Genomic DNA, 19,453 nt, shown 5'->3' with positions numbered 1-19,453 from the left:
AGCCAAGGGAGGTAAAAAGAAATGGCTATTAATATTGCGCTTGCAGGTAACCCGAACTGTGGAAAAACAACCATGTTCAATGCCTTGACAGGAGCCAATCAGTATGTGGGAAACTGGCCGGGTGTTACCGTAGAGAAAAAAGAAGGTAAATTAAAAGGAAAGAGAAAGGGAGAGGATATTACAATTACGGATCTTCCTGGAATTTATTCTCTTTCCCCGTATACATTGGAGGAAGTGGTTAGTCGTGACTTCCTGCTAAATGAACACCCGGATGTGATTATAGATCTGGTGGATGCGACAAACATTGAACGAAATTTATATTTGACTACACAGTTAATTGAGACCGGAGTTCCGGTTGTTATTGCGCTGAATATGGCAGATTTGCTGGAGAAGCGAGGGATTAAAATTGATGTAGAACGCCTGTCTATGCTTCTTGACTGTCCGATTGTAGAGACTTCTGCATTAAAGCAGAGCGGCTTGGAAGAGGTTGTGGACGAGGCAGTTCGTGTGGCAAAGAAGAAGACCGTTGATCTTCCAAAAGAAATTTTTTCAAAGGATCTGGAAGCTGCCATTGCAGAAGTAAAAAAGGTGGTGCCGGCAGATGTAACCGAGGATAAAAAAAGATGGTATGCAGTAAAATTCCTTGAAAATGACAGCAAGGTTTTTGAAAGTACAGCGTTGGCTGCCAGCGCAGCTTCGATCGTAGAAGAAAACCGCAAAAAGTTGGAAGCGGCAAAAGATGACGATATGGAAAGCGTGATCACAGACGAACGGTATCAGTTTATTCAAAAAATTGTAGGAACTACGGTAAAAAAAGGCGGAGAAAAGCTGACGGTATCGGATAAAATTGACCGAATCGTCACAAACCGTATTCTCGGTATTCCGATTTTTATTGCAGTAATGTTTGTTGTCTATTATGTATCTGTAACAACTGTGGGTACCTTTGTTACAGACTGGACCAATGATGTATTTGTGGTGGCAGTTCAGAATGCCGCAGGAGGCTTCTTGGGAAGCATCGGTGCGGGAGATCTTGTGAATGGTCTTGTGGTTGACGGTATTATTGGCGGCCTTGGAGCGGTTCTGGGATTTGTGCCTCAGATGGCAATTTTATTCCTGTTCTTATCTGTTTTAGAAGACTGCGGCTATATGGTACGTATTGCATTCGTTATGGACCGTGTATTCCGTCATTTTGGATTATCAGGAAAATCATTTATTCCGCTGTTAATTTCTTCTGGATGCGGAATTCCGGGAATTATGGCATCGAAAACCATTGAGCAGGACAATGACAGAAGACTGACGATTATGACGGCAACCTTCATCCCGTGCGGTGCTAAGCTTCCGGTCATTGCCATGATGGGCGGAGTGATGACCAGCTATGCAACGGGCAGTTATGAAGCGGGAGGCTTTATGGCGCCGCTGATGTATTTTATCGGTATCGCGGCAGTTCTGGTTTCGGCAATTATTTTGAAAAAGACAAAACCATTTTCCGGAAAACCGGCGCCTTTTGTAATGGAACTTCCTCAATATCATATTCCGTCTGCGAAAACGGTGCTGCTTCACGTTTGGGACAGATTAAAAGGATTTATTATCAAAGCAGGAACAATTCTCTTCCTTGCATGTGTGGTTATGTGGTTCTTAGGCGGATTCGGTTTTGTGGGTGGAAGCTTTGGAATGGTAGAAGACAGTGCGGATAGCCTTTTGGCAGTGATTGGAGGAGCAATTGCACCGATTTTCGCACCGCTTGGCTTCGGAGAATGGCAGGCAGTTGCATCTTCTTTATCTGGCTTTACAGCAAAGGAAGCAATTGTAACAACGATGGGCGTCATTGCAAATGTAGCAGGGGATGCGTCAGAAGATCCGGTGACTGTGGCGCAGGCTGTGCAGACATGGTTCCCGACTTCTGTTGCAGCATTTTCCTTCCTGTTATTTAATCTTCTGGATTCTCCTTGTCTGGCAGCGATTGCAACGATGGCGCAGCAGATGCAGTCCAGAAAATGGTTCTGGTTTGCGATTTTATTCCAGAATGTATTTGCCTATGCAGTAACCTTGATTGTATATCAGATCGGATCTTTTGCGATGGGAGGAGCTTTTACAGCAGGAACAGCAGCAGGAATTGTACTTTTACTGATTCTCCTGTTTTTACTGTTCAGACCAGACCCATATAAAAATCAAAAGGTTTATTCTAAGAGATCTGTGCAGGTATAGAAAAAATAACAGATTGAGTGGGAGCCGGATATGGATCCGGCTTCTTCGTCTTGGGTATTAGAAAAAGGGGGAAAAAGATGAATCCGATGAGCGTGATTATTTTAATTCTTATTTTCGGGTATTGTATATGGATACTTTATCAACAGAGGAAAAAGAAAAAACAAGGGGGAGACTGCGGAGGAAATTGTGCCGGGTGTGCAGGCTGCGGCAGCCGATTTGACGGATCAGATTCCCCGGAAAAGTACAGGAGGTGAGGAAGAATGGGAGACTCCACAACTTCCATGTTCTATCTTTTTGCGATCGTTCTTGTCCTATACTTTGTAGGTGTTGGTATTTACCAGCTTTTCCAGATGGTGAAGAAATGGCGGAAGAAACAAAGATAAGAAAGAGGTGTTGAACCATGACAGATGCAGTCATTCTTTTGGCAGTTGTCGTATTACTTGCGTTTGCATTGAAAAATTCTCTGAAACATTTTCGGGGAGAGGGGGCGTGCTGCGGAGGAGGAGGGAAATCTTACAGAGGGGAAAAAAGACAGAAAACACTGGACGGTCCGGTAATGGGCACAAAAGTGTTAAAACTTGAGGGGATGACTTGCGAGCGCTGTGCAGAAAAGGTAGCCAATGCAGTCAATGGCATAGAAGGGGCTTCGGCAAAGGTTTTTTTCAAAGAAAATAAAGCAGTTGTGTCCTATGACCGGCCGTTAAGTGAGATAGATCTGCAAAAAGCGGTAGAAGATGCCGGATATCATGTTCGGTCGGTTCAATAGAGGTTTGAGTTTGCCATTTTATGAAAAAACACTTACAGAGAGAAAAAGAAGGACTCTGTAAGTGTTTTTTTCAGTATAGAGAATTTCAACATAGCTTGTCCGCTTTCATCCTATGTTATCGTGGAAATATCCTTGTGCTTCAGCGCCTTAAGGTGTTCCTGAGAACTTAAATGTTCTTTGATTGCATGGAAACTTTCCGGACTGATGACATGTTCGATTCGGCAGGCATCTTCGGTTGCAATCTCTTCCGGTACTCCCAGGGTTATGAGCATACTGGATAAGACTGTGTGTCGTTCATAGATGGTTTCGGCAATCTGTCTCCCGGAGTCGGTTAAGCTAAGGAAACCATCAGAATCAACGGTTACATACTCTGCATTGCGAAGATTCTTCATGGCAACGCTCACACTTGGTTTGGAAAAATTTAAGTGATGTGCAATATCAATGGAACGAACATTTCCTTTTTGTTCCTTTAAAACCAAGATAGCCTCCAGATAATTTTCAGCGGATTCTTGTATTTTCAAAAAGTATGCCTCCTTAATATATTTATTTCATAAGTGTATAGCTTATTCTATCATAGATAGACATTGAATTCAACGCATAGAAACTTATAAAACTTTTCAAAAAATTGGATTGACAATGCGGTTAGATTGTGCTAACCTATATATGAGATTAGATGAGACTAACTCATAAGCGATCTTTATATAGTATAATCATTTATGGAGCAGAAACCTACGGATAAAGTGTTATGCCATAGACTTTATCCATAGGTTATGCCGTAAAAAGTGAGGCGGTAGCAGAATGTGTCAGAAAGAGGTAGAAAAAGTTTTACAGCAGAGTGGGAAGCGGATGACAGAGCAGAGAAGGATCTTATTGAATGTGATTCTTAACGGACAATGGGAGAGTTGCAAAGAGATTTACTATGAAGTTCGCAAACAGGACCCTTCGATTGGCATTGCTACGGTGTATCGCATGATGGCAACCTTAGAAGAGATCGGTGTCCTGGAGAGGAGAAGTGTCTATTGCATTAAAGACCAAATGAAACAGTAATTATTTTATAAATAAATCATACGCAAGACGAACACTTTCATGTATAGTGAAGGTGTTCGTTTTGGGTACATACAATTTTAAGAAAGTATTTGGTTTCTTTTTAGGAAATCAGATACTTTTTCTGTTATGATATAAGAAAGTTCCTGCTCCGATCGAATCAAAGGCGTGGGGACTGCGTCTGTTTTGCAATGGTTAAGAAAAGAGGGAGTGCAGTGAAAAGATGTATGTGGTACTTGCTTTTGGCAGGTTTTGGAGTGGTTTTTTTGTACAGTGCATTAAGATTATTGGGTTCCTCCGTTTCCTATCAGGAGGCAGAAGCTTCGTATCAGAAACTTAGGGAGAAGGCAGAAAGGAAATTACAAAATGGGAAAAGAAAAATTGATTTTAAAAAATTAAAAAAAATAAATCCAGATGTGATTGGATGGATCTATGTTCCCGGCACAGAGATAGATTACCCGATTGTTCAGGGAAAGGATAATAAAAAATATTTGCATGAGACGGTTGATGGAAAGAAAAATCCTTCAGGGGCAATATTCATGGATTACAAGGGCAAAAAGGATTTCTCAGCAGATAACAACGTGATTTACGGACATCATATGAAAAACGGAACGATGTTTGCTGATTTATTAAAATTTCGTGAGAAAGCTTTTGTGAAAAAACATTCTGTTATTTTTCTTACTACACCGGATGATACGAAAAAACTAAGAGTGATCAGCGCTTATGCAAAGGAGGCCAATACCAAGATTCCAATTTTGTTTTCAGCAGAAAAAGAACGGAAGGCATATTTAAAATTTCTTTGGAAAGAAAGCGAGACAGTGGATGAGAGGAACGAGAAAGAGCGGATACAGAGAATCTATACGTTTGTAACATGCAGTTATGAGAAAGAGGACTACCGCACTTTTGTGCATGCCGTCGAAGAGTAATCGTAGGTGAGGTTTTTCATGAAATTGACGAAACGAAACAAAAGAGAATTAAAAGGAATTGCAGCTTTTTTAATGATAGTAGCCGTAGTTTTTTTATGGATTGTTCAGACCATAGGATTTCCGATACAGACAAGGATACAGCAAGGAAGGATCAAAGTGATTGATGTATCGGCGTATAACGGAACGATTCAGTGGAGAAAGGTGAAGGATCAGGAAATCAATCACGCAATGCTGAAAATTGGTTCTGGAATGAATAAAAACAGGAAAGGCAGTATGGATGAAAAGTTTGCCGTCAATTACCGAAATGCCGGCTACGCGGCAATTCGGCGAGGGGTTTATTATTATTCCTATGCACTTACCGTGGAGGATGCAAAAAAGGAGGCGAAGCATTGTCTGTCGCTGCTTCGCAAACAGGGGATTGAGCCATCGGATTTAGATCTTCCGGTGGCATTTGACATCGAAGAGAAAAAGGTTTTTGATACGGGAAGAGAGAATACCACAGCGATTACAAAAACTTTTTGTGAGGAAATAAAAAAAGCAGGCTTTGAGCCGATGATATATTCCAGCGCATCTGCCTTGAAAAATTATTTTTCATATTCTATAATAAGGCAATATAAACTGTGGGTTGCACATTACACAAAGACAGAGGGACCGGATATTCCGTTTCCTTATCAAATGTGGCAGTACAGCAGCTCTGAATCTGTTCCGGGGGCAAATACCGGAAGCGGACGATGCGATGTAAATTATTATTTGGTAGAGAGCAAAACAGCGAAAGAGAGGTCAACAAAATGAGAGAGATAAAGACAGCGGCTTTGATTGGACTGGGTGCCATCGGGGGATATGTGGCGCCAAAGCTGGAACAGGCTATGGGGCATGAGGCATTTACGGTGATTGCGGGAGGAGAGCGGCGCAAGCGGTTAGAAAAGCAAGGATGTTGTATTAATGATCGAGTTTGGCGCTTTCGGATAACAGATCCTATGGAAGCGAAAGCGCCGGCAGATTTGTGCATTTTTTCCGTAAAATATCAGGGGCTTTCTCAGGCAATGGAAGATATGTCAGGGTGCATTGACGAGAATACGATTTTGATTTCGCTGCTGAATGGGGTGGAAAGCGAAGAAATTTTAAGAAAACGGTTCCCCAAAAATCATATTCTCTATTCGGTGATTCGGATTCCTTCCATCAATGATCATGGAAAAATCACATATCCTTCAGGATGGGGAGAAATTTCTTTCGGAGATGCAAAAAATGAGGAATTGTCGGAGGATGTCTGTGCAGTCAGGGATTTATTTGAAAAAAGCGGAATCGGATACCAAATTCCAAAGGATATGCTGCGCAATATGTGGCATAAATTTATGACCAATGTCAGTGAAAATCAGACGTCTGCAATTTTAAAGGCTCCCTATGGATTGTTTCAGGTGAGCCCGGACGCCAATCATCTGAGAGAGTGTGCTGCAAGGGAAGTGATATCCATTGCAAAGGCAAAGGGAATTCATCTGACGGAAGAAGATTTGACAGAGCAGAGAAAGAAAATTGAAACGTATCCATTTTATGGAAAGACTTCAACGACACAAGATATCATTCACGGAAGAACCACAGAAGTAGATATGTTTGCAGGAACCATTCTTCGCATGGGAAGGGAGCTGGGAATCCCAACTCCTTACAACCAGATGCTGTATGATTGTCTGAAAGCTTTGGAAGCATGGAATCATCATGAAAAAGCATAGGGATGATGAGTCTATGCAAGAATCCGGTTGGCAAGCTCCATGATAAGGGCGATGAGAAAACAGATTCCAAGAGCAGCAAAGAATGAAAGATTTGCTGCTTTTTCTTTTGGCCAGGTTTTACGGATATCTTTGGAAAACCATGTTTTCATATAACCAAGTCTTCCATTGAGCTTGGCAATGAATATCAGCAGTGCCAGACTGGATACCAGACTGACTGCGGCAATTGGAAAAGATACGGCGAGAGCTGTCAGATCAGCGCCTGAGGAGGTTTCCGACAGTTTTGCAAGCTGATTTGTATGAGAGAGCAGACTGGCAAAAATCAGAGAGACTGCATTAAAGGACATGTGGGCTGTGATGGAGGAAAAAATGGAGTCCGTTGCCTCGATCAACAGTCCGAAAATCATACCTAAAAAGAAAGCATAAGTAAACTGCTGAAAGTTCATATGAGCGATTCCAAAAAAGAGAGCAGTCAGCAAATTTCCCTTGATGGGATTTGCTTTGCGGATTCTGGAATACAGGACTCCTCGAAAAATACATTCTTCTGCAATTCCCGGAAGAAACGCTGTAGTAAACAGAGAAAGCGCCAAATTTGTTTGTGCCATTCGGGTAATGGAATTGGATGTCATATCCTCAAAAAAAAGATCTCCCAGCTGTGTAATAAATCCTGCGGCTGGCCGAATGGTGAAAGACAGCAGAAGAATGAGGAAAAAGGAGCCGATTTGAAGCGGACGGATTCTTAAAGTCTGCTTTAAAGGTTCCCCGCAGATGCGAAGATATAAAAAAACAAAAAGAAGAAGAATTCCATAAAACAAAGAGGTAAAAATCTCACTGTCAGAAATAAAGATTCCAAGTCCCATGGAAAGACAGAAATATAACAATACATAAAACAAACTGAAAAAACCAGCGGAACGAATATAATTCATCTGTGAATCACTCCTTTATTTTTTTAAAATTCCCGTGTTCGTAATTTCAATCAGGTTGTCTTTGAGGAGACGTCCTACGGCGCGTTTAAAAGCATTTTTACTTAATCCCAGCTCTCGCTCAATGGTTTCTGGCTTGGCTTTATCGTTAAACGGAAGACATCCGTCGTAGCTTTCGATGGTATCCATAACAAGCTTTGCATCGTGATCAATTTGAAGATACGCTTTATCCTGAGGGCTTAAAGTAAGTTTTCCGTCTTCTGTAATTGCGGTTACGCGCAGACGAAGATGTTCTCCGATGGAATATTTATTGTGAAGCTCTCTTTTTGGAATTCTGCCGAGAAACTGATCTTCCACTGCCACAAACGCTCCGTGATCAGGATTCAGATTGTAAATGGTTCCATAGACCCAGTCATTGACGTTCAAAGAGTGATCTGTAGAGAGAAGTTTTCCAATTTTCATCGTTGCGCAGAGCCGCTCACTTTTGTCGATATATAGAGAGACCAAATATTCCTTGTTGGGACGAATATGTCCCAGTTGTTCTTTAAACGGAAGGAAGAGATCTTTTTCCAGCCCCCAATCTAAAAAAGCACCGATTTTACTGATTTCTTTCACGCGCAGAGAGCGAATGGCGCCGAGTGTAATTTTGGGAACATGCACTGTGGCAATCATTCGGTCTTCAGAGTCTTTATAGACAAAGCAGGAGATGGAGTCTCCAAGCCTGGCATGTTCCGGAACCTGCTTTCTTGGAAGCAGAATACTTCCGTCGGTACATTCTTTGCGGTCGTTTAAATAGACTCCGAAATCCCGTTCCTTTACAATATATAAGTTTTGAAATTTTCCTAATTGAATCATAAACTATCCTCTTTCTATGTGAATTTATGGTCATTGTATGCAGCCTTTTGGACATTATAACATAGTTTCTATGAAATAAGGAAGAAAAAGGCAGAGAAATAGCATAAAATCGAGGTTTTATCATATTTTACTTGACTAACATCGGCAAAGACTATAAAATGATTTTATGCGAGTTCAAGAACATAGAACCTTATGTTTGAGTTGAGATTAGGAGGAGAATTTAATGAACAAGACAGAATTAGTTGCAGCAATTGCAAAGAAAACAGAATTGTCTAAAAAAGATGCTGAAAAAGCATTAAAAGCCTTTACAGATGTAGTTGCCGAAGAACTGAAAAAAGGTGAAAAAATTCAGTTAGTTGGATTTGGAACTTTTGAAGTTTCTCAGAGAGCTGCAAGAGAAGGAAGAAACCCTCGCAGTGGTGAAGTGATGAAGATTGCTGCTTCTAAAGCGCCAAAATTTAAAGCGGGAAAAGCTTTAAAAGATATTGTAAACGAGTAAGAATGTTCATTTAATATTTGCTGTTGCTGCCGGTTTTTTCAACCGGCAGTTCTTTTTATGATATAGCAAAGTAAAAACTTTTCTATTTGAGGCGGATTCGTTCGCTTTATGTTTTATGGAAAGCAGGAGGAAATGATGAGATTAGATAAATATTTAAAGGTGTCAAGACTGATCAAACGGAGAACCGTTGCCAATGAAGCCTGCAGTGCGGGGAGAGTATTGGTAAACGGCAAAGCTGCCAAGGCCGGAACAAACGTAAAACCCGGAGACAGAATTGAGATTCAGTTTGGAAACCGACAAACGGCTGTGGAAGTAGTTTCGGTGGCAGAGACGGTAAAGAAGGAGCAGGCACAGGAATTGTATCGTATTTTATAGGCATGTTTTAGATGTTTCGATCATAAGATGTATAAAACATTTTAGGAGGGAAAAGCGTCATGATAGAAGACAGACAACCTATAAAGAGCCATAAACTTAATTTGTTAAACCGGTCTTTAGGCGTAATTACCGGGGTGAAGGATGTAGTATCTTTTGACTTAAATGAGATTATTCTTGATACGGAACAGGGTCTTTTGATGATCAAAGGGATGAATCTGCATGTAAAACGCCTGCTGGTGGAGAAAGGCGAGGTTGAAATTGACGGGAAGGTTGATAGTTTTTTGTATTCTGATGTGGATGAAACCAGAGGGAAAAAAGAAGGGCTGTTAGGAAGGCTTTTGAAATAATGCAGGAAACCGTAACCAGACCGCTGTTATTTTTCATTGCCTCGATTCTTTTTGGAGGAGGCTTGTTCATAATTTATGATATCATTCGGGGATTCCGAAGAGTGTTTTTACATACATCTTTCTGGGTTGCCGCAGAAGATATTCTGTTTTGGATTTTTGTCGGACTCTCCAGCTTTCGATTTTTGTTTTGGTATAATCAAGGGGAGCTTCGAGGTTTTTTCTTTTTAGGTCTCTTGCTCGGTGTGGTTTTGTATTATTGTCTGGGAAGTTCTCTGATTCTCAAAGAAGCGACAAAAATTTTTAGAATGATCCGGCATCTTTTCCGGCTTCTGTTCGATTGGATGAGAAAACCCGCAGTTCGTGTTAGGACAAATCTCAGATGGCAATTGAAAAAAGAGAAAAAAAACGTTAAAATGGCACTAAAGAAAGGAAACAAAAGAGGTGATGCAGATGGCATTGGGAAAAAAAATCAAGGACATGGATCATAGAACCAGGATGATTGCGTTTTTTGTAATTGTTTTTGTCATTGTGATGTTGTTTGCTTATATGGGTCTTTATCAAAAATCAAAAAAGATTGAAAAAGAACAAAAGCAGATCGAAACACAGATCAAAAAGGAAAAAGAAAGAAAAAAAGAGTTAAAAGAGAAAAAAGAATATATAAAAACCAAAGAATTTATTGAAAAGATGGCAACTGAAAAATTCGGACTTCTCTATCCGGGAGAGTATCTTTTAAAAGGTGATGAATAAAAAAGCACACGGCTTCAAAAAAATGAAGTCGTGTGCTTTTTTCTTTTCCGCCTAAAGCGGAAAAAAGTGAACTATATTTGCCACAGGCAATTGCATATAATTTAGTACAGAAGGAGAAACATAATGGCAATATCAAATAAGCGATGTATCCAGATCTTGAATTTGCTGTTAAAGTACGAACGAATGACAGGAGATCAACTGGCGGTATCCATTGGTGTCTCATCAAGAACCATACGAAATGATATGAAGGATTTAAATGCTGTTTTAGAAAATCAGGGAGCCTGTGTGGTTTCAGAGATTGGACAGGGATATTATTTAAAGATTACCAATCGTGAAAACTTTTTAGCATTTCAGGATCAGATGGAACAGGAAAAGAGAGAAAAGAATTTTCAAAATATCATTCCCTCAGAACCGGAAGACCGGATTCGATACATTATCTCTAAGCTGCTGCTGTCCTCCCTAAACGGCAGAATGGAGAAATTGGATTTTTTTGATCTGGAAGAAGAATTGTTTATCAGTACTTCCACCTTAAAAAAAGATTTCAGAAGTATTGATAAAATCCTGAAAAAATATGATTTAAGGATCAGTATTACAAAAAAAATGGGAGTGAAAATTGTAGGGGACGAGGCAAAAATACGATATTGTATCTCGGAATATATTTTTAACAGCAAGGGCTATTTTGGGATGGAAGAAAATCAGTTCTATCAGAGAATCTTTACACAGCGAGAGATTGAAAGACTGCGGTCGATTTTGCTGGATGTCCTTTCGGAATATAATTTGAGGCTGACGGATCTTGCATTTAAGAATGTGCTAATTCACAGTCTGATTATGCTAAAGCGGTTTGCCAGACAGAAAAGGGTTACATACAAAAAAAGTGATATTAAATCATTTAAGGCGAAAAAAGAATTTCGGTGTGCCAAAGACATTATTGACCAGATAAGGAAAGAGTTTGGCACAGATTTGGGAGATGAAGTTTACTATCTAACGCAGCATTTAGTTTCCAGTCAGAGGTTTTTAATTGATGACCCGGAAGATGACTATGAATATAAAGAAGAAATTGAAAAAATTTTAGATTCTATTAAAACAGAAACAGAAATTGATTTGTCTGATGACAAGCAGTTAATCAATGGACTTGCCATGCATTTAAGTGCGGCGGTACAAAGAATGCGGTTTGATATGAACATTCGGAATGAGTTTTTGGATTCTGTAAAAAATATGTATCCACTGGCATTTGAGCTTGCAGTCTTGGCAGGAGAAGTTATTGAAGAAAAATTTCAGTTTAAGACTACAGAGAATGAAATTGGATTTCTCGCAATGCATTTTGGAGCAGCTCTTGAACGCAAAGGTCTGAATCGAAAGTTGGAGAGAAAAAAGGCCGTGATTGTCTGTATTGCAGGGGTTGCCACGGCAATGCTTTTAAAAGAAAAAATTAAGCAGAATTTCGGACATCAGATTGAGGTTGTGAAGACGTGTCCTCAGCGGGAAGTTACCAAAGAATTAATTGAGCAGGTAGATCTGGTTCTGACAACCGTAGAGCTTCCCGATTTTCAGTCTGAGAAAATCAAGAAAATTAATTTATTTCTGGAAGAATCAGATATTCGTACGATCAAGCATGCTTTGCGAGATTCAAATCGGGAAGAATCCATTGATTACCGGGGAATTTTCAGAGAAGATCTGTTTTTTTCCAATAGTGATTTTAAAGAAAAATCGCAGATTCTTGCTTATATGACAGAAAAAATGATGCAAAAGGATTTTATGAGCAAAGACGCGGCACAATCTGTTGTGAAGAGGGAAGAGATGGCGACGACTGAGCTTGGAAATCTGGTAGCGATTCCTCATGCGATGTCCAATGACAGCGGAGGCGCCGTGGTATCGGTCATGGTTCTGAAAAAGCCCATCGTTTGGGAAAATGAAAAAGTTCAGGTGATACTTTTGTTAAATATCCCGAAAAGCCAGTACAGTATTTGGGAGATTGTATTTAAACGTCTTTACCGCTATCTGATCGAAGATCAGGGGGTCAGCCGCTTGATTAAAGAACAAGGTTATGAAGAATTTATAGAGCAATTACAAAACAGGGAGGAATAATCATGGAAAAATTGGTACTGAATCGAGAGAATGTAAAGCTAAAGGTTGATGCCTCGGATTGGCAGGAGGCAATTCGCATCGGAGCAGGAATACTGGTAGATCAGGGATGTGCAAAACCCTCTTATGTGGAAGGGATTATTTCTGCCGTGAAAAAGCTGGGCCCGTACATTATCATTTCCGAGGGACTGGCGATGCCCCATACAAGACCGGAAGAGGGAGCCCTGGGAATCGGATGCAGCTTAATTACCTTAAAGGAACCGGTACTTTTTGAAGGGGATAACAGTCCGGTCAAAGTTATGATTTGTTTTTCCGCGGTGGATAGTGAGAGCCACATGGATATTCTTAAGATGATCGTTGAGTTTGTAGAACGCGGACTCATTGATGATATTGCGAAAGCAGCGACCTACGAGGAATTACTTGAAGTCATTGGAACCAATTAGTTTTTTAAGAAAGGAGGACATTATGTTGCAAATTTTAACTGTATGCGGAGCCGGACTTGGGAGCAGTTTTGCCTGCCAGATGAGTGTGGACGCCGTATTAAAAGAGCTGGGGGTGGAAGCAAAATTAGACCACACCGACATTTCCAGTGTGGGAGGTGCAAAAGCAGATATTATTCTTTCTGGAAAGAATTTTGAAAAGCAATTTGAGCGCTATACGCTGGATTGTCCAACGGTTTTTCTTGATCGTCTGGTAGATAAAAATGAGATTAAAGAAAAACTAACTCCGGTTTTAAAAAAACTGGGCGCACTATAAGAAAAAGAGAGTGAGGAGAGAAAATGGAAATATTAAATTTTATTATTAAGAATATTTTGACGCAGGCATCTGTTGTCATCGGTTTGATTGCTCTTTTAGGATTGGCATTACAGAAAAAGCCGATTGGTGCAATTGTATCCGGAACAATGAAAACAATTCTTGGATTTCTGGTATTATCTGCCGGATCCAGTGTAATCCAAGGGTCCCTTGCGATTTTCGGAGATTTGTTTAACAAAGCCTTCGGATTAAAAGGTCTGGTTGCATCCATTGAGGGAATTAACGGACAGGCAATGACAGATCTAGGACTGGGTTCAGAGATTGCAATTACCCTGGCAGGTATCTTTATTGTCAATATTATTTTGGCAAGACTGACACCGTTTAAGTACATTTTCTTAACTGGTCAGGCACTGCTATGGGAATCTACACTTTGTGTTGTATTTGCTTATTTCTGTGGATTAAGAGGGATTCCTTTGATCTTAATCGGTTCCATTGTCGGTGGTGCTTTTGCAACTTTAATGCCGGCGTTTGCACAGCCGGTTATGCGTCAGATTACGGGAAGCGATGACATCGCACTGGGACATTTCTGTACCTTTGGATACATGTTTACTGCTTTAATTTCAAAACTGACAGGAGACAAATCAAAATCTACAGAAGATGTTGCTCTTCCAAAGAGTCTTGAATTCTTACAGGATACATATTTATCTGTCATGGTAGTTATGGTTCCGTTTTACTTGATCGTGGCGATTTTTGCCGGACCGGCTGCCTGTGCAGAATATGCGGGAGATACCAACTACATTATCTTTATGTTCCTTCAGGCTTTACAGTTTGTAACAGGGTTGTATGTGTTAATGTCCGGTGTACGCCTTCTGTTGGCTGAGTTAGTACCTGCATTCCAGGGAATTTCCATGAAATTGGTACCAAACTCCAAACCGGCGCTGGATTGTCCGGTGTTATTTCCTTACGCACCAAATGCAGTAATTCTTGGATTTATCTTTACAACCGTTGGTTCTATCATTGGGATGTTCTTAACTCCGATGCTGGGGCTTCCGATGATTCTTCCTGGAGTTATGAGTAACTTCTTTGCAGGAGGTACCGCAGGAATTTTTGCAAATCAGGTAGGCGGACGAAGAGGAACCATCATTGGCTGTATCGCGCATGGTATTTTTATTATGATTTTACCGGCAATGCTTTCCCCAATGCTTGGAGAAATCGGATTCCAGAATATGACATGTACTGATGTGGATACAGTTGTTACGGGATTCTTCTTTATGATTATTAAATCAATTACAGGAATCTTTTAAAAAAACGGTAACGATGACAGGAGGAAAAATTTATGTTGTTCTTTAAGAAAAAAGAAAAGAAACAAAAAGAGCAGGCACCGGCTGTCAACAAAGAGGAACTGCTTTTGGCAGCGTCTCAGAAAGAAAAAGAGCTGGATGGGAAAGCAGGAGACCAACGTATTTTGCTCTTAAATGAAATCGGTTCTCTTTATACACAGGCAGAAGAAACAGATTTGGCAATTCAATATTACGAAGAAAGTCTTGAGATTTGCAAGCAGCACGGGAAAGCAACGACGGATCTGATGAAGCTGTACAATAAAAAGCGTCAGGAAGCAGCTGAGGCAAAAGACGATGAAAAAGTCAAAGAATACATGGATAAGGTTCAGGAGCTGATGCAAATGTCAAAGGATATGATTCGAGGAAACGCATAGACACCTCTTCCTGTGTTGTGGACATGATAGTAAAAGAAAGGAAAAGAAAATGTACAAAAATCTGATAGAATTATTTAAAGAAAATGAAGGGAAGGGAGCTGTTGGAGCATTTAATCTGCACTGTTTTGAGATGCTTCCGGCAATGATTCAGGCAGCTGAAGAATTAAATGTTCCGGTCATTATACAGACATCTTTGGGAACAGCGGAATATATTGGATTTGAGCCATTGATTGCGGCAGTGAAAGCGCTGGCAGAGAAATCTTCCATCAGCGTTGCGCTTCATATGGACCACTGCAAGGACATTGATGCTCTGAAAAAAGCGATTGATCTTGGATATTCTTCCGTAATGTATGATGGATCTTCTCTTCCGATTGAGGAAAATATCAGAAATACCAAGGAAGTTGTTGCCTATGCACATGCAAACGGAGTGTCTGTGGAAGGAGAGATCGGATCCATCGGAGGAGCGGAAGAGGGTGTTGTTGTAACCAAAGACGAGGCAATGTATACAAAACCGGAGGATGCACTGTTCTATGTAGAGCAGACCAAAGTCGATGCTCTGGCAGTTTCCATTGGGACAACTCACGGACAGTTTAAATCAAAAGCAAAAATCAATTATGAATTGCTGTCTGAATTGAAAGAAAAGCTTGGAGATGTAGGTCTGGTGCTTCACGGAGGAACCGGAGTCTCTGACGAAGATATGAGACGCTGTGTTCGTGAAGGAATGAAAAAGATCAACGTAGGAACTGAGTTAAATAAAAACTACATCGAAGTGGTAAGTAAAACATTTACGGCAGACGATGTAACACCTTTGACTTCTTTGAGAAATCTCTTAGGTCCGGCAAATGATAAGATCAAAGAGATTGTGATGGAAAAAGCTTCTTTATTCAAGCTGTAATCAGACACAGTGGCGGCGGGGAGGAATCCCTGCCGTTTTTGGGGAGGGAAACGTGAAAAAGACAATTGTATTACTGGCAGGGTATCCAGCCACCGGAAAAAGCTATCTCTGTCAGAAAATTTTAGAGAGAATGCCGCAATTTCATGTAGTTTCTCAGGATGACATGAAAGAACAGCTATTTGATCGCTATGGCTTTGATAATATGGAAGAAAAAATACAGATTGAAAAGGAAAGTTGGAAGCTGTATTATAAAATTATGGAAGAAGAACTGAAACAGGGAAACTCGATAATTTCCGATTATCCGTTTAGTGATAAGCAAAAAGGAAGAATTCAGACACTGGCAGAGCAGCATCATTACCAAGTGGTAACTTTCCGCTTGATCGGTGATTTGGAAGTACTCTTTCAACGTTCTCTAAAAAGAGATTTAGATCCAAAACGTCATTTGAGCCATTTGGTTTCCAAGTATCATAAGGGAGATGTTTTGACAGACCGCAGAAAAGCAGATTGTCTTGTGACATATGATATCTTTATGGACCGCTGTAAGAATCGGGGGTACGGGACATTTGTTTTAGGTCATTTGATTGAGCTGGATGTAACGGATTTTACAAAAATTGATTATCCGGCAGTGATTCAGGAACTGTATGATTTGGTGAAAGATTAGAAGGAGGCGCAGATGGGATATATTTTTTGCATCGGACAGTCTGCCTACGATATTACCATTCCCTTGACAGAGCCGATTTGTGAAAATCAGAAATACTGCATTACCCAAAAGACAGAGTGCGGGGGCGGACCGGCATTTAATGCGGCATATCTTTGTGCGCTCTGGGGAGCGCAGGTCTGCTTGATCAGCAGAATCGGGCAGGACGGCTATGGGCAGAAGCTTCGGCAGATTGCCCAACGCGTCGGAATTGGGATGAGCTATTTAATTCCGGACGATGAGATTGAGACACCGCACAGCTATATATTCTCCAATGGAGAAAATGGTTCCAGAACACTCTTTAATTTTCCGGGGAACTTAAAGGAAGTATCCTATGATTACCCTGAGGAAGAGGTATCGGTAATTTTAAGTGACGGACATGAACCGGAGATTACCGTCGAAGCAATTCGCCGGTATCAAGACGCAGTTTCCATCGCGGATGCGGGAACTTGCAGAGAAAGTACCCTGAAAGTAGCAAAAGAAGTAGACTATTTAGTTTGTTCTGAAGATTTTGCAAGACAGTATACAGGGAAGACTCTGGATTTGAACCATCCTGAAATTTGTTCTGAGATTTTTCGGGAGATTGAGAAAATTAATGGAAAATATGCGGTTATAACGATGGGAGAAAAGGGACTTTTATACCGCAGAAACGGAAATCTTTGCCGGCTTCCGGCGTATCAGGTGAAAGCTGTGGATACCAACGGCGCAGGAGATATTTTTCATGGGGCATTTGCTTATGGGCTATCCAGAAATATGCCGCTTTATGATATATTGAAATTAAGCTCTATGGCATCAGCAATCTCTGTACAATCGATTGGAGCACAGACGGCGATACCGGAATTGAGCCAGGTAATGGAACAGCTTTCAAAGGAAGGAGAACAAGATGACAAGAGAAGAGATCTTTAAAACCGTAGATCACACCCTGCTTGCACAGACGGCAACATGGGAGGAAATCAAGGAAATATGTGATGATGCAATGACATATCAAACAGCTTCGGTTTGTATCCCGCCTTCTTATGTAAAAAGGGCAAAAGAGTATATGGGAGATCGGATGGCAGTCTGTACTGTGATTGGCTTTCCAAATGGATACCAGACGACGGAGGTTAAGGAATTTGAGATTCAGGATGCCTTAAAAAATGGCGCCGATGAAATTGATATCGTGATTAACTTAGGGGACACAAAAGATGGGAAGTATGATACAATAAAAAATGAAATCAGACGATTAAAGGCTGCCTGTGGGGATAAGATTTTGAAAGTGATTATTGAAACCTGTCTGTTAACGGAAGAAGAAAAGATCAGGTTGTGTGAGGTTGTCACCCGGGCAGAAGCCGATTATATTAAGACATCAACGGGATTTTCGACGGCAGGAGCCACCTTTGAGGACATTGCTTTGTTTAAAGCGAATGTAGGACCGCAGGTTAAGATCAAAGCGGCAGGAGGAATCAGTTCCTTTGAAGATGCACAGAAGTTTATTGAGCTGGGGGCAGATCGGCTCGGCACCAGTCGGTTGGTTAAAATTGCCAAGGCGGGTGCCAGATAAACACATTTACACTTATATAATTTTCAGGAAAAGGGATGGGAATTTTTGTTTCTGTCCTTTTTCCGCGTCATACAGCAATTAGATTGTCAGAAATTTTTCTGCCAAATTTCGTATTGTAAAAGTTCTGCGCCTCTTTTATCATGAGAGATGAAACGGAGGAAATGCAGATGAAAAATGTTTTAATTGTAGGAGCCGGAAGACTTGGAAAAGGATTTATTGCTGAGACTTTTGATAATGCGGGATGGAAGATCGCATTTCTTGACAAAGATCCGAGAGTGAAAGAACAGCTTGAGAAGACAGGAAGCTTTCAGGTGAAGGTACATCGGGTAGATGAGATTCAAAACAGAACCATTACGAACTTTAAAGCATATACATGCGATGAAGAATATAGCTGCATGGAAGCCTTTCTGGAAACAGATTTAATTGTTCTTCCATTGTATCCCGAAGATTTTAAAGAGGCAGGTCATTATTTATCGAAATGTTTTGAAAGATTTTATCAGGTTCATCCGGAACGAAATTTAACGCTGATCTGCATCACCAATAAAAACTACTTAATTCCGGAAATTGAAAAAGATTTTAAGGAGCTGTTGTCTGAACGCACCAGAGAATGGTTCGAGGATCACGTTGTCATTCGTGATTCTATCATTCGCAGAAGTACTGATGCGGCAAGCAACTATGATACTCAGATTGATACTGTGGCAGTCAACTCTTTGTTAATACAGGGACCGGTGTATAATGATTTCAGCGATGTAGAGTGGATGGAAGTCACTGACAAAATTGAAATGCTGAAGGATATAAAAGTAACGGCGGTAAACGGACCCCATGCTACATTGGCTTTTCTGGGATATTTAAAAGGATATCAGACCATTCCGGAAGCAGAGGCAGATCCAGAGATTTCAGAAATTGTAGAGAAATTAAGCCGGGAGATTACCGAAGGAATTATGAAAGAGTATCCGGTTACTCCGGAAGAACTGCACCATCTTGTTTATTTTGCGCCGGCAAAAGGGATCCTTCCGGATTCGATTTATCGTGTGGGATATGACCCGATTCGGAAACTTTCAAAGGGAGATCGTCTGACAGGAGCAGCGGAAACAAATCTGAAACATGGTGTACCGTTTGACTATATTGCAATGGGGATTGCCGCAGGGTTTGGGTATGCTCAGCCGAAGGATCCCAAAGCGATTGATTTACAGAGAGATGTCAGACAGCTGGGAATTGAAAAAGCAGTCAGCAAGCATATTGGATTTGCTCAGGATCATCCAATTACAAACGCTGTTTTAAACCAATATAAAAAATTAGAAGAAAAAGGATGGATTCAATAAAATAGCTTCTCATTTTTCTTTTCAATATAAAAACCACCTTGT

25 protein-coding genes are annotated in these 19,453 nt (G+C 40.7%); 22 read left to right on the top strand and 3 right to left on the bottom strand.

All coding sequences use genetic code 11. The features are described 5' to 3' along the window. The first annotated feature begins 21 nt into the window (after nt 1-21). From feoB to AC27EF_RS06260, 3 genes are all read left to right on the top strand, one after another. Nucleotides 22-2,205, top strand: coding sequence for a ferrous iron transport protein B (gene feoB / locus AC27EF_RS06270; RefSeq protein ID WP_487109650.1), 2,184 nt, complete (start codon nt 22-24; stop codon nt 2,203-2,205). A gap of 77 nt (nt 2,206-2,282) precedes the next feature. Next, a complete protein-coding gene (locus AC27EF_RS06265; protein ID WP_487109649.1) occupies nt 2,283-2,459 on the top strand; it encodes a FeoB-associated Cys-rich membrane protein in 177 nt (58 codons plus the stop codon). 146 nt (nt 2,460-2,605) lie between these two features. After that, a complete protein-coding gene (locus AC27EF_RS06260) occupies nt 2,606-2,971 on the top strand; it encodes a heavy-metal-associated domain-containing protein (RefSeq protein ID WP_487109647.1) in 366 nt (121 codons plus the stop codon). Nucleotides 2,972-3,081: 110 nt separating this feature from the next. Here AC27EF_RS06260 and AC27EF_RS06255 read toward each other — a convergent pair whose 3' ends face one another. Next, nucleotides 3,082-3,492 (bottom strand): metal-dependent transcriptional regulator, encoded by a 411-nt coding sequence (locus AC27EF_RS06255; RefSeq protein WP_487109646.1) that lies wholly within the window; start codon nt 3,490-3,492, stop codon nt 3,082-3,084. 277 nt (nt 3,493-3,769) lie between these two features. On the opposite strand from AC27EF_RS06255, the gene AC27EF_RS06250 reads away from it, so the two are divergent. From AC27EF_RS06250 to AC27EF_RS06235, 4 genes are all read left to right on the top strand, one after another. Beyond that, nucleotides 3,770-4,018, top strand: a complete 249-nt coding sequence (locus AC27EF_RS06250; RefSeq protein WP_487109644.1) for a transcriptional repressor — start codon at nt 3,770-3,772, stop codon at nt 4,016-4,018. Nucleotides 4,019-4,230: 212 nt separating this feature from the next. Then, the gene (gene srtB / locus AC27EF_RS06245) at nt 4,231-4,941 is read left to right on the top strand and encodes a class B sortase (protein WP_487109642.1); all 711 of its coding nucleotides are present in this window, start codon (nt 4,231-4,233) and stop codon (nt 4,939-4,941) included. 18 nt (nt 4,942-4,959) lie between these two features. After that, nucleotides 4,960-5,733: a glycoside hydrolase family 25 protein gene (locus AC27EF_RS06240; protein WP_487109640.1), complete on the top strand. Its 774-nt coding sequence runs from the start codon at nt 4,960-4,962 to the stop codon at nt 5,731-5,733. Then, nucleotides 5,730-6,665, top strand: a complete 936-nt coding sequence (locus tag AC27EF_RS06235) for a ketopantoate reductase family protein (RefSeq protein ID WP_487109638.1) — start codon at nt 5,730-5,732, stop codon at nt 6,663-6,665. Before AC27EF_RS06240 ends, AC27EF_RS06235 begins: the two co-directional genes overlap by 4 nt. A gap of 11 nt (nt 6,666-6,676) precedes the next feature. Here the strand turns inward: AC27EF_RS06235 and AC27EF_RS06230 are convergent, their stop codons facing one another. Next, nucleotides 6,677-7,588, bottom strand: a complete 912-nt coding sequence (locus tag AC27EF_RS06230; RefSeq protein WP_487109636.1) for a CPBP family intramembrane glutamic endopeptidase — start codon at nt 7,586-7,588, stop codon at nt 6,677-6,679. A gap of 15 nt (nt 7,589-7,603) precedes the next feature. Beyond that, nucleotides 7,604-8,440, bottom strand: coding sequence for a CvfB family protein (locus AC27EF_RS06225; protein WP_487109634.1), 837 nt, complete (start codon nt 8,438-8,440; stop codon nt 7,604-7,606). A 223-nt stretch (nt 8,441-8,663) separates the two neighbouring features. Between AC27EF_RS06225 and hbs the strand changes: the two genes are divergently transcribed. The 15 genes from hbs (at nt 8,664) to AC27EF_RS06150 (ending at nt 19,411) form a co-directional block, all read left to right on the top strand. Then, nucleotides 8,664-8,939 (top strand): non-specific DNA-binding protein Hbs, encoded by a 276-nt coding sequence (gene hbs / locus AC27EF_RS06220; RefSeq protein ID WP_487109632.1) that lies wholly within the window; start codon nt 8,664-8,666, stop codon nt 8,937-8,939. A 135-nt stretch (nt 8,940-9,074) separates the two neighbouring features. After that, nucleotides 9,075-9,314: an RNA-binding S4 domain-containing protein gene (locus tag AC27EF_RS06215; RefSeq protein WP_487109793.1), complete on the top strand. Its 240-nt coding sequence runs from the start codon at nt 9,075-9,077 to the stop codon at nt 9,312-9,314. A gap of 59 nt (nt 9,315-9,373) precedes the next feature. Further along, entirely contained in the window at nt 9,374-9,661 is a 288-nt protein-coding gene (gene yabP, locus AC27EF_RS06210) for a sporulation protein YabP (RefSeq protein WP_487109630.1), read from the top strand. Next, a complete protein-coding gene (gene yabQ, locus AC27EF_RS06205; RefSeq protein ID WP_487109628.1) occupies nt 9,661-10,149 on the top strand; it encodes a spore cortex biosynthesis protein YabQ in 489 nt (162 codons plus the stop codon). Before yabP ends, yabQ begins: the two co-directional genes overlap by 1 nt. After that, the gene (locus AC27EF_RS06200; RefSeq protein WP_487109626.1) at nt 10,112-10,408 is read left to right on the top strand and encodes a septum formation initiator family protein; all 297 of its coding nucleotides are present in this window, start codon (nt 10,112-10,114) and stop codon (nt 10,406-10,408) included. The genes yabQ and AC27EF_RS06200 overlap by 38 nt, the downstream gene beginning before the upstream one ends. A 123-nt stretch (nt 10,409-10,531) precedes the next feature. Beyond that, nucleotides 10,532-12,493 carry a BglG family transcription antiterminator gene (locus AC27EF_RS06195; protein WP_487109624.1) on the top strand — a complete coding sequence of 654 codons (1,962 nt, stop codon included), beginning with the start codon at nt 10,532-10,534 and terminating at the stop codon, nt 12,491-12,493. A 2-nt stretch (nt 12,494-12,495) separates the two neighbouring features. Then, the gene (locus AC27EF_RS06190; RefSeq protein ID WP_487109622.1) at nt 12,496-12,933 is read left to right on the top strand and encodes a PTS sugar transporter subunit IIA; all 438 of its coding nucleotides are present in this window, start codon (nt 12,496-12,498) and stop codon (nt 12,931-12,933) included. A gap of 22 nt (nt 12,934-12,955) precedes the next feature. Next, complete coding sequence (locus AC27EF_RS06185) at nt 12,956-13,246, top strand: PTS sugar transporter subunit IIB (RefSeq protein ID WP_487109621.1); 291 nt, start codon at nt 12,956-12,958, stop codon at nt 13,244-13,246. 23 nt (nt 13,247-13,269) lie between these two features. Beyond that, a complete protein-coding gene (gene ulaA, locus AC27EF_RS06180) occupies nt 13,270-14,547 on the top strand; it encodes a PTS ascorbate transporter subunit IIC (protein WP_487109619.1) in 1,278 nt (425 codons plus the stop codon). Between the two features lie 32 nt (nt 14,548-14,579). Next, a complete protein-coding gene (locus AC27EF_RS06175; RefSeq protein ID WP_487109617.1) occupies nt 14,580-14,957 on the top strand; it encodes a tetratricopeptide repeat protein in 378 nt (125 codons plus the stop codon). Nucleotides 14,958-15,006: 49 nt separating this feature from the next. After that, the gene (locus AC27EF_RS06170) at nt 15,007-15,852 is read left to right on the top strand and encodes a class II fructose-bisphosphate aldolase (RefSeq protein ID WP_487109615.1); all 846 of its coding nucleotides are present in this window, start codon (nt 15,007-15,009) and stop codon (nt 15,850-15,852) included. 52 nt (nt 15,853-15,904) lie between these two features. Beyond that, entirely contained in the window at nt 15,905-16,513 is a 609-nt protein-coding gene (locus AC27EF_RS06165; RefSeq protein WP_487109613.1) for a P-loop nucleotide/nucleoside kinase family protein, read from the top strand. A 12-nt stretch (nt 16,514-16,525) separates the two neighbouring features. Beyond that, the gene (locus AC27EF_RS06160) at nt 16,526-17,455 is read left to right on the top strand and encodes a carbohydrate kinase family protein (RefSeq protein ID WP_487109612.1); all 930 of its coding nucleotides are present in this window, start codon (nt 16,526-16,528) and stop codon (nt 17,453-17,455) included. Continuing rightward, the gene (gene deoC / locus AC27EF_RS06155) at nt 17,433-18,089 is read left to right on the top strand and encodes a deoxyribose-phosphate aldolase (RefSeq protein ID WP_487109610.1); all 657 of its coding nucleotides are present in this window, start codon (nt 17,433-17,435) and stop codon (nt 18,087-18,089) included. The genes AC27EF_RS06160 and deoC overlap by 23 nt, the downstream gene beginning before the upstream one ends. Before the next feature lie 167 nt (nt 18,090-18,256). After that, nucleotides 18,257-19,411, top strand: a complete 1,155-nt coding sequence (locus tag AC27EF_RS06150) for a mannitol dehydrogenase family protein (protein ID WP_487109609.1) — start codon at nt 18,257-18,259, stop codon at nt 19,409-19,411. The last annotated feature ends 42 nt before the right edge of the window (nt 19,412-19,453 follow it).

The sequence above is a fragment of the Anaerostipes stercorihominis genome (assembly GCF_057535655.1).
This window is presented reverse-complemented; position numbering and strand designations above follow the sequence as displayed.